We start from the raw sequence: 15964 nt of genomic DNA, 5'->3' as shown, positions 1-15964 counted from the left end.
TTTGGTTCTGTCGTGAAAGATCTTGGACCAACTTTAGAATCTTGTTGCGAGCGTTTTCGATAGATTGTGTGTGTCGATCGTCGCCGAACTCTTGATATTCAGATCTAATTTCATGAAAATTTTCAACACCAAGATATTTACTCATGACTTTCACGTGGGGGCCAAGATGATTAATATTTTCTCTTATACCGCCTATTTCAAAACCGAATTCACCAGTTGATGTAATTAACACCAGCGTTTTTCCCGACATGATCGGTTCTAGGGGATAGTCTCCGCGCGTTAAATCAAATGTAAAGGTCTTGTGGATACGGATAACTTGATCGAACCAAGCTTTCAAAGCTGCTGGCATCCCGTAGTTGTACATCGGTGATGACATTAGAATGATGTCGGCTCTATCTACTTCGTCAATTAAAGTATCAGATAATGTCAGTAACTCTTTTTGGGCGTTTGTCCGGTTTTTCTCATCTGTAAAAACAGCAGCAATCCAATCTTGATTTATGAAGTCTGGTGGGGTCTGGCCCAGATCCCGATAAATTATTGTGTCGGCTTGCCTTTGTTTTTTCCATTCCTTGATAAATCCGGCAGCCAAGGTTTTAGAGATAGAATTGTAACTTACTTCAGAGTTGTCTGTTCTGCGAGCACTGCTATCCAGATGTAGAATTGTCGTCATGGTATTTCCTCATATCGCGTAGTAAATTTATCAATATGAAATTATATTGTTCATCTGTGCCCTTTTGACAAAAGGCTATTTCTTATTTGTAGATGAGAAAAACTTATGTATAAGGTGAGGGATGTTTTCTCATCTTCCCCCTTTGAACAGTATCCGGGTTTTTGATTCCGCTGCGCGTTTAAAGAGCTTTAAAGCTGCTGCATCTGAATTAAATGTGACGCCGACAGCTGTGTCGCACCAAATTCGAGGCTTGGAAAATTCTCTTGATACTCTTTTGTTTGAAAGAAAAACGCGCGCAATAGAGCTGACAGAAGAAGGCGAGAAACTCGCCCAAGTAGCTTATCTAGCTTTACGACAGCTTTCGACGGTTGTGTCTGAATTAACGAATACACAAACAACATTAACAGTAAGTACTACGGCGTCGTTTGCGGCAATGTGGTTGGTGCCCCGGCTCGAGAAGTTTCATCAACTCAATCCTGAAATTCAGGTGGTTGTTAAAACTGGTGAGCAGCTAGATGATTTTGACCGGGATAAGAGAATTGATCTTATTATTCGTTACGGTCGTGATGATGTTGAATCTCTTCATAAAATTAAACTTGTGACAGAGACTGTTGGGGCTTATGCCACGCCGCGGTACCTAGAAAACACGCCCAGAATAGAAGATGCTTGTTTGATCGAGACGAAATGGAAAAACCAGGATTTACCGTCTATTTCGTGGGATAGAGTTGTTGCCGGAAAAATAGACGCGATAAATCGAAGACATTTTGACCTTGAACATCATGTTATTCAGGCTGCGTTGGCTGATCAGGGGGTCGCACTGGTAAGCTCTTTGTTAGTAGAGACCGCAATTAAACAAGGCTGGTTGGTGGCGTTTCCAAATCAACCTAGAATAACTGGGTTAGCTTATTTTCTTATGATCCCAATTCATAATGCACACAATCATAAGGTGAGGCGATTTCAAGAATGGCTTGTAAATGAATTTGTTGTCACATAAGCAGAATCATTCTGATGTAAGATGATTGTCTGTTGGTTATCTGATTACGTATCTGATGCGCCAGAGTTTTCTAATTTGCTTCTTGAAAATGTGGGCTTTAAAAGCAATGTTTAGATACAAAGCACAGGCAGCCTGTCATGGTGTTTTGAATAGTTGTTAAATGGAACCTGAATATATGAAAGATAAAGGCGTTAAAGCCACTCACAAGTCGAAGCAATCCTTCGCGCAACGACTTAGTAACTATCTTCTTGCCGGGGTCTTGATAACTGCGCCTGTCACCATAACACTATGGCTTGCTTGGAGAGCGATAACGTTTGTTGATAATCAGGTAACACCGCTTATCCCCTTAAAATGGAACCCTGAAAATTACCTTCCTTTTGGTGTTCCTGGTTTGGGATTGCTTGTTATTATTGTCGGATTGACACTAATAGGGTTTTTGACCGCAGGCTATATTGGTCGGCTACTGAAACGTGCGAGTGAAGCAGTCGTTAAAAAACTCCCCGTGGTTCGCAGTGTTTACAGTTGGACTCAGCAGGTTTTTGAAACGGTTCTTTCGCAAAATTCTACCGCTTTTAACGAGGTCGTACTTGTTGAATATCCTCACCGAGGTTGCTGGGTTGTTGGCTTTATTACTGGGCGGACAAAGGGGGAAGTACAAAGCTTGACAGACGACACTGTCGTTAATGTTTTTGTACCAGCAACACCAAACCCAACCACAGGATTCTTACTTTTTATCCCCAAGCAGGATGTTCATCATTTGGATATGACGGTTGAAGAGGGGATTAAGCTTGTCATTTCGGGTGGGATACTTTCCCCCTCCGAAATCAAAAAGCTTACACTAGAGGAAAAAGCCAAGAAAGCATCTGAAGAAGCACATGCATACCAGAAACCAAGTGTTTTCATGAAACTGAGAAACTATTTCTTTGGCGGCATGCTCGTTACGGCCCCGATAGGCCTTACGTTCTGGTTGGCTTGGGAAATCATTATTCTGATCGATAGCTGGGTGCGCCCGTATATACCGTTGAAGTGGAATCCGGAAAGCTATCTTCCCTTTGCGTTACCGGGGCTTGGTCTGTTTTTTATTTTTATAAGTTTGACGGTGATTGGTTTTCTTACCGCAGGGATTGTAGGGAAAACGTTGCTCCGAATAAGTGAGCGTTTGTTAGATCAAATGCCAGTCATTCGAACCGTCTACGGGGCAATTAAGCAAATTATTGAAACGATTTTTCAGGATCATTCCAATGCATTTCGCGAAGTTGTTTTGTTTCAATATCCGAGACCGGGGTCTTGGGCATTGGGGTTCTACACTGGGGATTCTAACCGTTTAATCAAAGATATCTCTGAAGATGAATCAATTAATATCTTCCTGCCGACAACACCAAACCCAACGTCCGGTTTTTTACTTTTTGTTCCGCGTAAGGAAGCAAGAATGCTGACAATGTCGGTGGAAGAGGGCATTAAGATGGTTGTCTCTGGGGGAATAGTTACCCCTGAATATCATGCTCCGGAACAAGAGCAAGAAAAATTGACCGTAGAGACCGTTAATATTGATGTTACAGCGGGTCAAAACGGTGACGACGCGGAAACTCAAAAGGCTGCGTCGTAGGCCATAATTTTTAGCCCGACTTTAGATATTTAACTGCTGTATCTCTCTCGAAAAGATACAGCAGTGTGCGTAAAGCTTGCCCCCTAGGGGTTTGTAATGTTGGGTCTTTATCCATGATTAGTTTGGCATCATTACGCGCCGTTGCCAGTAATTCCCCATGACAGGCAAGATCAGCAACCTTGAATTCAGGTAACCCGCTTTGTCGCGTCCCCAAGACTTCACCAGCACCACGCAGGCGTAAATCTTCTTCGGCAATAACAAAACCATCATCACTGTCCCGCATGATTTTTAAACGGGCTTTGCTCGTTTCGCCTAAAGGTCCTTGGTACATCAGAATGCAGGTTGATTTTTCACTACCACGTCCAATTCGACCTCGAAGCTGATGGAGCTGTGCCAAGCCAAAGCGTTCGGCGTGCTCAATCACCATTATGGTTGCTTGCGGGACATCAACACCGACTTCAATCACTGTGGTTGCAATCAGCAGATCAACATTACCCTTAGAGAACTTTTCCATAACTGCATCTTTTTCAACGCCTTTCATGCGGCCATGTACCAAGCCTACGCGGTCGCCAAATCGTTCGCTCAGTTCCCGGTATCTCTCTTCAGCTGCAGCAAGATCCGATTTGTCTGAATCCTCAACCAAGGGACAAACCCAATAAACTTTTGTACCCTGATCCAAAGATCGGGCGACCCCATTTATAACATCATCAATTCGTTCAACGGACACTGTCCTGGTGTCAACAGGTTGTCGTCCGGCTGGTTTTTCTGTCAGGCGAGATACAGCCATGTCGCCATAAGCCGTTAGCATGAGTGTTCGAGGAATTGGTGTCGCTGTCATAACCAGCATATCAACACCAGCACCTTTTCGGGCGAGGGATAAGCGTTGATGAACGCCAAATCTGTGCTGTTCATCAATCACAGCCAAAGCAAGATCCGAGAAATCTATTTCATCTTGAAAAATCGCGTGAGTACCAAGAACCATTTGTGTCGAGCCATCAGCAATACTTTCCAAAATAGCTTTGCGTGCTTTTCCTTTATCTCTGCCCGTAAGGATGACGATAGAAATCCCAAGCTTTTCGGCAAAAGGTTGTAGAGTTTTATAGTGCTGACGGGCCAAGATTTCTGTCGGGGCCATCAATGCAGCTTGTGAGCCACTTTCTATTGCTGCCAGCATGGGAAAGAGCGCGACAGCTGTTTTACCGCTTCCTACATCGCCCTGCACCAAACGGAGCATGCGATTGGTGCTTTCCATATCGGCAATCACTTCGCGAATAGATTGATCCTGTGAATCCGTCAGTTTGAAGGGTAGGATGTCCAGCATTCTTTCCCGGAGAGATCCATCACCCTTAATTATGCGCCCCTTTGCTGCTGTTTGCTGTTCCCGGACAAGGGAAATGGCAAGTTGGTTTGCCAAAAGCTCATCATAGGCCAATCGCTTTCGATAGGGAGAGAAGGCTGTCAGTTCATCTTCTGATTGGGGATGGTGAACCTTTTGAAGACAGCTATACCAATCGAGCCAGTTTTCTTGTTCTTTGAGAGAGCTATCAAGCCATTCGGGGATGGTTGGAACGAGATCAAGGGACGCTTTAATCGCTTTTGAAAGTGGCTTGAGCGTTACACCTGCGCTGAGGGGGTAAACGGGTTCTACTGTTTTGACATCTTCTTCTTCGCTTATCGGAACCATATGGTCCGGGTGCGCCATTTGAAGGACATCACCAAAGCGTTCAAGCCGACCGCTTATGATACGTTCTTCCCCAACAGGAAGGAGCTTCATAAGATAATCACCGCGGGCATGAAAAAAGATCAACGTCATCTCGCCCGTTTGATCATGGCATATAACGCGATAGGGACTGCGACGGTTGGCAGAGGGGATGTGTCGAGATACGGTGATTTTCAGCGTTGCAACGCGATCAGAGATGGCGTCGGCGATGGTCGGGGAATAACGACGATCAACCAACCCCACTGGTAAATGCCAGCAAAGATCAAGGACACGTCCACCAGCCAGCTTTTCATAAAGCGTGCTTAATCTTGGTCCAACACCTTGAAGAGTTGAGACTGGGGTGAAAAGTGGAAAGAGAATCTCTGGACGCACGGGCTTTAACTTGCAGAAATTAAATCGGATGTTTATTAAATGTTCTAGTAATGTTTCCTATATCACAGCTTAATGTGCAAGCGAAACGAACAAGCGTATTAAATTGAATGACGGGTGAGATTTATGACGATGGCAGCCAACGCTGAATTAGACAAAAGGCGTAAACAGCTCAGATTCAGAAGCTGGCACCGTGGAACACAGGAAGCAGATCTCATTATTGGAACCTTTGCTGATCAAAACGTCGGTAATATGGATGCTACAGATTTGGACCTTTTTGAGCGGGTACTCGAAATTCCTGATCCTGTGCTCTATGACTGGATTATTGGTAATTCGGTCCCAACGGAAAATATGCACAACAAAGTCCTTGATGCTTTGCTAAGCTTTAAATACACCCCGAATAAACGATAACTTTTTTGTTGAATTAAGTCTTATTGCCGATATTCAGGCTTTCAGAACGACGATTAATATAAAGAATTGCAACATTGAAAACACTTGCGACCCGACTTCAAGCCGCCGATCACTACCAAATCTCATCAGCTCCTGAAGGCTATGATGCGCAGCTCCTTGCCGAGCTTGTTGTTGAACTGGCACCACAACCTGTTTTGCATATTGCGCTTGATGATAACCGTCTGGCTGTTCTCGCTGAGCTTGTTGGATTTTTTGCACCAGATATTGAGATTATTGAAATTCCTGCCTGGGATTGTTTGCCTTATGATCGGGTGAGCCCGCACAAGGATATTCTGGCTGCACGTATTAATGCCTTTGCGAAGTTACTGGCAACGCCAGTACCTAAATCGGGCCGTCTTGTCGTGACGACAATTTCTGCAGCACTCCAGAAGATCCCACCAAGAGAGCTATTCAAAAACAGAACTCTTGTGGCTAAATCCGGTGTGGAGATTAAAAACGAAGATTTGGTGAAATTCTTTTCCACCAATGGATATCTGCGTTCAGAAACTGTTAGCGAGGCAGGGGAATACGCAATTCGTGGCGGGATTGTCGATGTCTATCCTCCTGGTGAAGAACTTCCTCTGCGTCTGGATTTCTTTGGGGATGAGTTGGATACCTTGCGGTATTTTGATCCGCTTACACAAAGAACAACGGGTGATGCCGAGGGGCTGGAACTTAAGCCTGTTGGTGAAGCAATTCTTGATGAAAAAACAATAGAGTCTTTTCGAAAGGGATATCGCGAGACCTTCGGGGCTGTTGCCAAGGATGATCCCCTGTACGAAGCTATATCTGAAGGGCGGCAGTATCCTGGGATGGAACACTGGTTGCCGCTTTTTTATGGTGATCTGGAAACGTTGTTTGATTATCTTCCAACCGCAGTTGTAACACTGGATGGACAAGCGGCAGAAGCAAGAGATGCCCGGATTGAGTCCATCACCGATTTCTTCCAAGCCCGGCAAACGATGGAAAATACGGCGGAAGGTGGCTGGGTTTACAAGCCAGTTCCTATGCAGCGTCTGTTCCTGTCTGTTGAAGATTGGGATGCCGTACTTTCTAAAAGGCCTGTCACACAGTTTTCGGGTTTTACGCTGCCTGATCATCTTGAAAATCTGATTGAGGTTGAAGGCAAGCAGGGCAAAGATTTTTCCGAAGCCAGAAACCGTGAAGACGTTAACGTCTTTGACGAGGTCAGCGAATATATCCGCCTTCAACAGACGAACGGTAAAAAAATTATCGTCACTGGGTTCAGTGACGGATCTCGCGACCGACTGATTTCCATGTTCCATGAACACGGTTTGACCAATACCGATGTTCTGAAAGATTGGAAAATCCACAAGAAAACCATGCGTAAGCAGGTCCAGTTCCTGACGCTGGGGCTGGAGCGCGGTGTGGTAACCCCCAATGTCGCGTTTATTACTGAGCAGGATATTCTTGGTGAACGCCTTGCGCGCGCGCAAAAACGACGCCGTAAATCAGATAACTTTCTGAGGGAAGTATCCTCGCTTCAGGATAAAGATTTTGTTGTCCACATGGAACACGGGATCGGACAGTATATTGGTTTGGAAACCGTTGATGTCGGCGGGGCACCGCATGATTGCCTTAAGGTTGTTTACAGTGGTGGTGACAAGCTTTTTGTCCCCGTAGAAAACATCGAAATCCTTTCACGCTACGGTTCTGAGGATTGTGGTGCAGAACTGGATCGTCTGGGCGGCGCGGCATGGCAGGCCAAAAAAGCGCGTGTTAAAGAGCGTATTCGGGAAATCGCACACCAGCTTATTGGCATTGCAGCAAATCGTCTTCTACGTAAAGCCGAAACAATTGATGTGCCTGATGGGTTGTATGACGAATTTGCGGCCCGTTTCCCTTATCCTGAGACCGAAGATCAACTTAATGCCATTGCGGATGTCTTCGAAGATTTGGGGTCTGGCCGCCCAATGGACCGCCTTATCTGTGGTGATGTGGGCTTTGGGAAAACCGAAGTTGCGCTTCGGGCAGCTTTTGTTGCCGTGATGAGTGGTAAGCAAGTTGCTGTTGTCGTGCCGACAACATTACTCGCCCGCCAGCACTACAATAACTTTGTCGAACGCTTCAAGGGGTTGCCCGTTCGTATCGGACAGTTATCCCGCTTGGCAACCAGTAAAGAACAGACCGAGACTAAAAAAGGCCTAGCCGAAGGTACTGTCGAGATCGTTGTTGGCACACATGCTGTCTTCGCTAAAAATATGAAATTCTCTGATCTAGGTTTGTTGATTGTTGATGAAGAACAACACTTTGGCGTCAAACAGAAAGAGCGTTTGAAAGAGCTGCGTACTGATGTGCATGTTCTAACACTCACAGCAACACCGATACCGCGGACACTACAGATGGCGATGTCGGGTGTTAAGGAAATGAGCCTGATTGCCACACCGCCCGTTGACCGCTTGGCAGTACGTACATTTGTTCTTCCCTTTGATCCGGTCATCGTTCGGGAAGCTATTCTGAGGGAACATTACCGTGGCGGACAGACGTTCTATGTGTGCCCACGCCTATCAGATCTGAGAGAGCTTAAGGAACGCCTCGAAAAGCTTGTACCGGAAGTGAAGATCTGTGTTGCTCATGGTCAGTTGGCGGCAACTGATCTTGAAGACGTTATGACAGCGTTCTGTGATCACCAATACGATGTCTTGCTATCGACGAGTATTATTGAGTCCGGTTTGGATATTCCTAGCGCCAACACGATGCTGGTTCACCGTGCAGATATGTTTGGCCTTGCCCAGCTTTATCAGATCCGGGGCCGTATCGGCCGTTCGAAAATCCGAGGCTATTGTTATCTAACCCTACCTGTTGGCAAGTTGTTGAGCAAAACAGCCGAACGTCGTCTTGAAGTTATGCAGACGCTGGATAGCCTTGGCGCTGGATTTAATCTTGCCAGTCACGATATGGATATTCGTGGGGCAGGGAACCTTGTTGGCGACGAACAGTCCGGCCATATCAAAGAAGTTGGTGTTGAACTCTATCAACAGATGCTGGAAGAGGCCGTTGCAAGCTTACGCAGCGATGAAGTGAACACTGAAGAAGATCAAGTCTGGTCACCGCAGATCAATATTGGGACGTCTGTTTTGATACCGGATCGTTATGTTGCCGATTTGAATGTTCGCTTGGGGCTTTATCGTCGTCTGTCTTCCTTGACGGAACGGTCCGAAATTGACGGTTTTGCTGCTGAGCTTATTGACCGCTTTGGAGATTTGCCGGAAGAGGTTGAAAACTTGTTACAAGTCATGTTGATCAAGGGACTTTGCAAGCAAAGTGGTGTTGAGAAGGTTGATGCTGGCCCTAAAGGCGCAGTTGTTTCTTTTAGAAATGATACCTTTGAAAATCCATCCGCGCTTATTATGTTTATTCAAGAGCAAGTCGGTACAGTTAAAATTCGCCCCGACCACAAGCTGGTCTATCGTCGCGCATGGGATGACGCCGCAAGCCGTCTAAAAGGCGTTAAGATGATGATGGAAGAGTTGGTTAAGCTGGCAAAGGCGTAATATGCTACGCAAAAACTCTGGCCCAACCCGGATAACCGTTTCGTTCTGCCTGTTCAGCAACTTTTGACCAATCATAGTCCAAAGCGATAAGTTCGACAGACCAACGCCGCTTAGTTTTTGTGGCAATGGCGTAGTGAGCAAGTGCAATACCATTTTCGGCTTCAAGTGGATTGTCCGTATCTGTGTATCTAGGGCAACCGACACTTCCGGGGTTTATGATTGTGCTTTTATTCGGCCCCATTGCAACGTGTGCTAAATGGCTGTGCCCACAAAGATACAAGCTTGCCTGATGATCCAGGCCGATACGTTTGTGCACATCTTTGCCATGGGTTAAGGCCAGACGTCCGTCAATTTTATCTTCCAATAGGTATTTCGTATCGTCATCAGGCGTGCCATGAAACGCAAAGATATCTTCATCGAGATGCAGTCGGGAAGGGAGGTTGCCAAGCTTCTGTTTTTCAAAACCGGACAATTTTTCACAGGCGAAATTGTAGCCGGGATTGATTTCCGAAGCATTGCGTTCCGCGAGCCACCGATCATGATTGCCACGTACGGTCGGCAAATTTAATTCTTTGAGAAGATCATAGGTTTCTTTGGGCCAAAAGGGGCCGGATACGCAATCCCCCAGATTAAGGGTTAGGTCAGGCTTACGGCCCTTAATATCGCTAAGCACAGTTTCTAATGCCAGAAGGTTTCCATGGATATCTGATATAATCGCGATCTGCATTTGTCGAATAACCCCTTCTGTATGATATTCTCTAAACAGCCTGCTCAGAAAAATAATAAGGTACTAGAGTGTTCGTAATTTAATAAAATCAAACAATAAAATCCTATGGGAAGTATTATTATTGCGTCTCATTTTCAAATCAATTGATTTAAGGTAATTTTTCTATTATGCAGTAAGCCTCATTAAAGGTAGCGGAATACCTAATCTAAGTCCGTAAAGATCAAAAAAATAATAAACACTTGGGATCAAACTTATGAAAAAAATTTTATCCGGCCTGATCGCAGGCGCTGTCTTCTCTTCTTTTGTTGGTGCTGCTCATGCGGAAACGACGCTTCGACTAACGCTACAACTTCCGTTGAAACATCCATTGGGCCAGAACATTTCCAGCTTTAAGGAAGAAGTTGAAAAAGAATCAAACGGCGAATTAAAAATCGAAGTTTTTCCTTCTGCACAGTTATTCAAGGATAAAGAGGTTCCGCAAGCTGTTGCTTCAGGTGCTATCGAAATGGGAATTGCGTCATTAACGCGCTTTGTGGGAACTGTTCCTGCCGTTGATGCGTTCTATGTACCGTTTTTGTTTGATAGCAGTGAAAAAGTACAGGCCGCGACGGCACCGGGGAGTTCTATTCGCCAGATCCTTGATCCTGCAATTGAAAAAACAGGTGCGAAACCACTGTGGTACCAAGCTTTTGGTGGGGCTATTGTTCTGACAAAAGGGGATAAGCCGATTGTCGTTCCTGCAGATGCGAAAGGAAAGAAGATCCGGTCGTTTGGAGCAACGATTTCAGATACAATCGAAGCTCTTGATGCTGCGCCAACTATTATGTCTGGTTCCAAACAATTCTTGGCATATCAGAACGGTACAGTTGATGCGGGTATGACCGGCATTACGGCTGCCCAATCCAGAAAGTTATATGAGGTGATGGATCACCTTACCCTTACAAACCACGCTGATATTGAATTCATTGTTGTTATTAACAATGACGTCTGGAACGGTTTGTCTGAAAAAGAACAGGCTATTATTACGAAAGCCGGTCAACGTGTTGAACAGGAACTGCGGGCTTCGATTGCAAACAAGGAAGCTGAAGCGCGCAAATATCTTGCTGATAAAATCAATATTATTGAACTTACGGATGAACAGCGCGCTGAATGGAAAAAAGCAACGTCTTCTGTTGTAGATGCTTATGTTGAACGAGCCGGTGCAGAAGGTAAAGCTATTGTCGAGGCCGCAGGTAAGCTCTAAACCCTAGCGTGAATACGTTACTATCAAGAGAGGGATAATATTGTTTATCCCTCTCTATAGTTTTTAAGTGTCTGGCAATAATAAGTATCTGACAATAAATAGTCTTTGATATCATGAAATCCTTTAATCACTTTTCTAAAGCAATAGATAAGCTAACAAACGCAGCAGGTGTTGTTGCGGCGTGGCTTTTCTTCTTGATCGGCTTTTTTATCACTTATGAAGTTGTAATGAGAAAACTGGGCATGCCGACCAAATGGTCAGAAGAATTTTCTCAGATTGCCCAAATCTGGTGTGTCTATTTGGGCATTGCCTTTGCCCTGCAAAAAAGAAGCTTGATTATCGTTGATATTATTGGCGATAACGTGAATACGTTATTACGTAAGGGATTGGATCTCTTTGCAATCTCTTTGACGGCAATCTTTTGTATTGTTGCCACTGTGAATAGTTTTAAAGATATCGGTTATTCACTCAAAACCTCTGCCACAACAGATACTGTTCTGGCGATACCGATGTGGATTATTCAAATTTCGCTCCCTCTAGGATTAACATTCCTTTTTCTCCAATGCTTATCAGAGTTCTATAAAACCTGTACGGGAACTGAAGAAACTTTAAGCGAATTAGATCAAGCGCACTAGGGCCATATTATGGAAACCATTCTTATACTTCTTTCCCTTATTGGCCTGTTACTATTGCGCGTGCCCGTTGCAATTGCCATGGCTTCTCTCGGGGCTATTTTATTATGGCTCAAGGGCTTGCCGATGATTATGGTCAGCCAGTTTATGATATCTGGTGTTGATAGCTTTGAGCTTCTGGCCGTACCACTTTTTCTTTTGATGTCTCATATTCTGCTCGTGGGTGGGATTGGTTCTGATCTGTTTCGGGCTGTGCAGTCTTGGGTGGGGCATTGGCCCGGTGGATTGGCGATTGCGACGGTTCTGACTTGTGCGTTGTTTGCTGCTATTTCTGGTTCTTCTGTTGCAACGGCTGCAACGGTAGGGACCGTTGTCATTGTGGAGATGACCAAGAGAGGATATCCCAAGTTCTTTGTCCTTGGCTTGGTTGCTGCTGGTGGCACGCTTGGTATTCTAATTCCCCCATCAATTCCGATGATTATTTACGGGGTCATAACCGAAGCATCGATCCCAAATCTCTTTCTCGCTGGGATTGGCCCGGGTATTTTCCTTGCCGGGATGTTTATTCTCTATAGCTTTGGATTTGCTCGGTTTAATAAAGACTATATTCGTTCAGAAAAAGCGACCAAGGAAGAACGTATTTCTGCAAGTATCGCTGCGCTTCCGGTCGCTTTGATTGCGTTTGTCGTTGTTGGAGGCATTTATGGGGGGCTTTTTACCCCAAGTGAGGCTGCGGGGGTAGGGTTCTTCTTGTCGCTAGCGATTGTTTTGGCAAAAAGAAAGAATACGCTGGAAGATATTCACACCGCTGCGATGGCCGCGATGAAAACAACGGTAACTGTTCTGCTTATTGTTGCTGCTGCTGCTTTGTTTGGGAAATCGATTACGATTTATCAAATACCACAGGATGTTACGACCTTTGTCGCAACTGCTTTTTCTGAACCATGGCTGTTTACCCTGATTATTTGTATCGTATTACTGGTCATGGGATTGTTCTTGGAATCGCTGAGCATGTTGCTCATCATGATGCCGGTCTTATTTGAATCTCTTGCACCGATGGGCATTCATCCAATCTGGTTTGGTGTTCTCTTTGTTATTATGATCGAATGCGCCTTAATCACGCCACCAGTGGGAATGAATCTTTTTGTCGTACAAGCTGTTGGAAAAGCCAAACTGTCTGAAGTTATTCAGGGTGTTTGGCCTTTTGTCTTAATTATGCTTTGCACAGCTGTACTGCTTTGGTTCGTCCCTGGGTTGGCGATGTACATACCTTACGGTGCCAAATTTTAATGCGCCGGCTTAACTGTCTTCACTTAGTTGCTGGTGCCCGATATCCAGCATCTGTGCCAAGGTATCTGGACTTTGTGCACCGGGAAGAATGTGTTGGCGGTTAACAATGAAACAGGGAACGCCTGTGAGACCAAGGTTACGTGCGTTTTGATCTGTGTATAAAACATCTTCGTGGCCCTGAGCACCGTCCAAATATTCGTCAGCTCCTTCTAGGCCGACTTCTGTGGCTATTTTGATGAGAATGTCACGTTCACCAATGTTTTTTCCCTCAAGGAAATAACTTTCGAACAGGCGTTCCATTAATTCGTCCTGTTTCCCCTGTGTTGCGGCAAAAAGGGAAAGACGATGGGCCTCAACCGTGTTTGGGGTTTTCCGGATGTCATCAAACTTGAAATCGATGCCTTCGGATTTTCCTGCCGCAGCAATTTGGCTGTAAAATTGAGTTGCATTGGCCCGGCCACCGAATTTTGTATCCAGATAAGTTTGGCGGTCCATACCCTCTGATGGCATATCGGGATTTAGCTGGAATGATAACCAACGAATTTTTACGTTAAAATCCGGCCGTAGTTCTTTCGCCTTTTGAAATCTTTTATACCCAATGTAACACCAAGGGCAAATAGGGTCAGAATATACATCGATTTCAATAGGCGTCTTTGTCATGGTAATGCGGGCCTTATAGGTTGTAGCGTATTTAGAAAAGTCTCGGTCTGTTTCTGACTTTGTTGGTGCTGATCTATTTGTTATGAGTTACCCAGATATAGGACTCCAGACTTGATAATTAAAGGACAAGCTGTGGATTTGTCGCTGGGCAATAAAATAACAAACGAAGCATTAGCCCAATTTGTGTGCAAGGTGTTAGGTCGTCAAGGACTTCGCATTGAAAAGATGTTCACAATGTCCGGAGGTGCGATTCAGGAAAACTGGAAAGTGGTGCTTCGTTCTGTTGAGGGCGAACAACTTTTTGTTGTTTTGCGGACGGATGCCAAGACAAAAATTCCGGGTAGCCTATCTAAAAAGCAAGAGTTCGAATTCCTGTCTCTGGCTTGGAAGGCTGGTGTTAGAGTTCCTGAACCTTTTTGCCTTTGTGAGGACTTAAGCATAATAGGAAAGCCTTTTATTCTTTTAGAATACTTGGCTGGTACAACAGATTTTGAACAAATTCGTCAACTTAACATCGGTGAAAAACTGGGCTTGGAGTTGGGGAGCGAACTTGCCAAAATTCATACTATTCAACCCAAAGATAGTCAGACGACAGTTGCGAAATCTAACCTGGATGTAATTCGCCAGAAAATAAAATCGTATCAAGATTTTTTTGATAACCGGAATGATATCTCTTTACCAGCCGAGTGGGCGATGCGGTGGTGTCTGTCTCAATTGGAACGTACGGAGCCATCCATCGTGACGATGACACATGGGGACTTCAGAACGGCCAATTATCTGGCAACACCGAATGGTTTATCAGGGCTGTTAGACTGGGAGTTTTCCGGGTGGGGGGACCCTTACAGTGATCTCGGCTGGTTTTGTGCAAAATGCTGGCGGTATGGAATGGAAGACACGCCGGCAGGAGGAATATCAAGTAGAACGAGCTTTTATAAGGGATATAGTTCCGTAACGGGTGTTGAGGTTGATGAAACCCGCGTCCTGTTTTGGGAGGTGATGTCGCTTATAAGGTGGCTTGTTATTGCAATTCAACAAGGGGATCGAAACTTTGTCGAAGGTGAAAAAGATTTGGAACTGGGGTTAACAGGGGTGGTCCGACCTTTGGAAATTGAACGAATGTTATTGGAGTTAACACCACCTGAAAGTTGGTCATTCTCTGAGGCTCTGGAGAATACCTGTGCGTAAATATGTCGAAGCCTTAAACAGACAGGTTTATCAACTCACTTCTGAGTATGAGAGAAATAACACGCCGATACCTCCAGATCTACTCAAGGCAATTAAACGGATCCAATGGATTTCCTCGTCAGTTTTGGAAGCCGAGCCTGAAAACAATCCTTTTCCGACATGGGATGAAGGCTTGAGTGAAAAAATAAGAAATAAAAAATTTGATGCGGATCAAAGCCTCTATGACAAGCTTGTCAGTGAGAATGAAAATTCCTTGCTAAAAATTAGTCCTTGTAGCCTTGTGCGTTATGTTCCTTTACTAGAGACGCCTGATTAGGTCTCAAAATATTTTTATCTCTTTTAGCTAATTGAAAAATAACACCTTTATCTGTTTTTGATATAAATTAATACAGTTTGTTCTCTTTTTGTTCTTGACGAGGTTGATGCTCTGGGGCATAAATGTTCACACATTGTTCTTGTTGAGTTTGAACTGAGGAGCCTGATATGCAAGATGAAACAAAAATGTTGGATTTTTTACTAAGCAGTTTGGTGGCGTTTGGTAGTTTTGGGTTCTTCCTATTCGTGCTTTCTTATGGTTGGTTAACTGCCTTTCAAGTTATTGCGCAGTAAATTTATTGCGAGTAAATTTTGTGAAGAACTGTTGCACTTTGACCAGTATTATCTGCCTTACCAGCGATTTTTAGATTAATGATGCTTTCGTCTGGGATGTATCTTTTTTAGGAAAGGGTATTGGAAGGCTTTATTGTCACGCTGATATTTTATCCAACGGCGGCTTGCCTTTCAGCAAGCTGCTTTTCTAAAGATATTGGCAGCATGACTTCAACTTTGGTGCCGTCACCTTTTTTGCTTGTGATCTCAAGCTTGCCGCTGAGCAAATCTACAAATGCGTGAACGATAGGCAAG

Annotated in this window: 14 protein-coding genes; 10 read left to right on the top strand and 4 right to left on the bottom strand. The window is 44.7% G+C overall.

Translation table 11 applies throughout. From position 1 onward, the window contains the following. A partial coding sequence (locus Q0241_RS10355) for an NAD(P)H-dependent oxidoreductase (protein WP_299377051.1) occupies positions 1-670 on the bottom strand: 670 nt, incomplete at its 3' end. Positions 671-791: 121 nt separating this feature from the next. Here Q0241_RS10355 and Q0241_RS10350 point away from each other — a divergent pair. After that, positions 792-1664, top strand: coding sequence for a LysR substrate-binding domain-containing protein (locus Q0241_RS10350; protein WP_299377050.1), 873 nt, complete (start codon positions 792-794; stop codon positions 1662-1664). A gap of 175 nt (positions 1665-1839) precedes the next feature. After that, the gene (locus tag Q0241_RS10345; protein ID WP_299377047.1) at positions 1840-3270 is read left to right on the top strand and encodes a DUF502 domain-containing protein; all 1431 of its coding nucleotides are present in this window, start codon (positions 1840-1842) and stop codon (positions 3268-3270) included. Between the two features lie 10 nt (positions 3271-3280). Here Q0241_RS10345 and recG read toward each other — a convergent pair whose 3' ends face one another. Further along, positions 3281-5362 (bottom strand): ATP-dependent DNA helicase RecG, encoded by a 2082-nt coding sequence (gene recG, locus Q0241_RS10340; protein WP_299377045.1) that lies wholly within the window; start codon positions 5360-5362, stop codon positions 3281-3283. Between the two features lie 123 nt (positions 5363-5485). Here recG and Q0241_RS10335 point away from each other — a divergent pair, with 123 nt between their 5' ends. Both Q0241_RS10335 and mfd read left to right on the top strand, forming a co-directional pair. Beyond that, entirely contained in the window at positions 5486-5770 is a 285-nt protein-coding gene (locus Q0241_RS10335) for a succinate dehydrogenase assembly factor 2 (protein ID WP_299377043.1), read from the top strand. Between the two features lie 74 nt (positions 5771-5844). Further along, entirely contained in the window at positions 5845-9324 is a 3480-nt protein-coding gene (gene mfd, locus Q0241_RS10330; RefSeq protein WP_299377041.1) for a transcription-repair coupling factor, read from the top strand. A 4-nt stretch (positions 9325-9328) separates the two neighbouring features. Here the strand turns inward: mfd and Q0241_RS10325 are convergent, their stop codons facing one another. Beyond that, positions 9329-10051 carry a metallophosphoesterase family protein gene (locus Q0241_RS10325; protein WP_299377039.1) on the bottom strand — a complete coding sequence of 241 codons (723 nt, stop codon included), beginning with the start codon at positions 10049-10051 and terminating at the stop codon, positions 9329-9331. A 253-nt stretch (positions 10052-10304) separates the two neighbouring features. On the opposite strand from Q0241_RS10325, the gene dctP reads away from it, so the two are divergent. The 3 genes from dctP (at position 10305) to Q0241_RS10310 (ending at position 13216) form a co-directional block, all read left to right on the top strand. Next, positions 10305-11294, top strand: coding sequence for a TRAP transporter substrate-binding protein DctP (gene dctP / locus Q0241_RS10320; RefSeq protein WP_299377037.1), 990 nt, complete (start codon positions 10305-10307; stop codon positions 11292-11294). A 113-nt stretch (positions 11295-11407) separates the two neighbouring features. Continuing rightward, positions 11408-11929, top strand: a complete 522-nt coding sequence (locus Q0241_RS10315; protein ID WP_299377035.1) for a TRAP transporter small permease — start codon at positions 11408-11410, stop codon at positions 11927-11929. A 9-nt stretch (positions 11930-11938) separates the two neighbouring features. Beyond that, complete coding sequence (locus Q0241_RS10310) at positions 11939-13216, top strand: TRAP transporter large permease (protein WP_299377033.1); 1278 nt, start codon at positions 11939-11941, stop codon at positions 13214-13216. A gap of 9 nt (positions 13217-13225) precedes the next feature. Here Q0241_RS10310 and Q0241_RS10305 read toward each other — a convergent pair whose 3' ends face one another. Continuing rightward, positions 13226-13876 carry a DsbA family oxidoreductase gene (locus Q0241_RS10305; RefSeq protein WP_299377031.1) on the bottom strand — a complete coding sequence of 217 codons (651 nt, stop codon included), beginning with the start codon at positions 13874-13876 and terminating at the stop codon, positions 13226-13228. 234 nt (positions 13877-14110) lie between these two features. On the opposite strand from Q0241_RS10305, the gene Q0241_RS10300 reads away from it, so the two are divergent. From Q0241_RS10300 to Q0241_RS10290, 3 genes are all read left to right on the top strand, one after another. After that, positions 14111-15061 carry a phosphotransferase family protein gene (locus Q0241_RS10300; RefSeq protein WP_299377029.1) on the top strand — a complete coding sequence of 317 codons (951 nt, stop codon included), beginning with the start codon at positions 14111-14113 and terminating at the stop codon, positions 15059-15061. Continuing rightward, entirely contained in the window at positions 15054-15377 is a 324-nt protein-coding gene (locus Q0241_RS10295) for a hypothetical protein (protein ID WP_299377027.1), read from the top strand. Before Q0241_RS10300 ends, Q0241_RS10295 begins: the two co-directional genes overlap by 8 nt. Before the next feature lie 167 nt (positions 15378-15544). After that, positions 15545-15670 (top strand): hypothetical protein, encoded by a 126-nt coding sequence (locus Q0241_RS10290; protein WP_281174818.1) that lies wholly within the window; start codon positions 15545-15547, stop codon positions 15668-15670. Positions 15671-15964 lie beyond the last annotated feature (294 nt).

This window comes from uncultured Kiloniella sp. (assembly GCF_937128705.1).
GTDB lineage: Bacteria > Pseudomonadota > Alphaproteobacteria > Kiloniellales > Kiloniellaceae > Kiloniella.
Note: the sequence above shows the minus strand (reverse complement) of the source record. Positions and strands in the feature narration are given on the sequence as shown.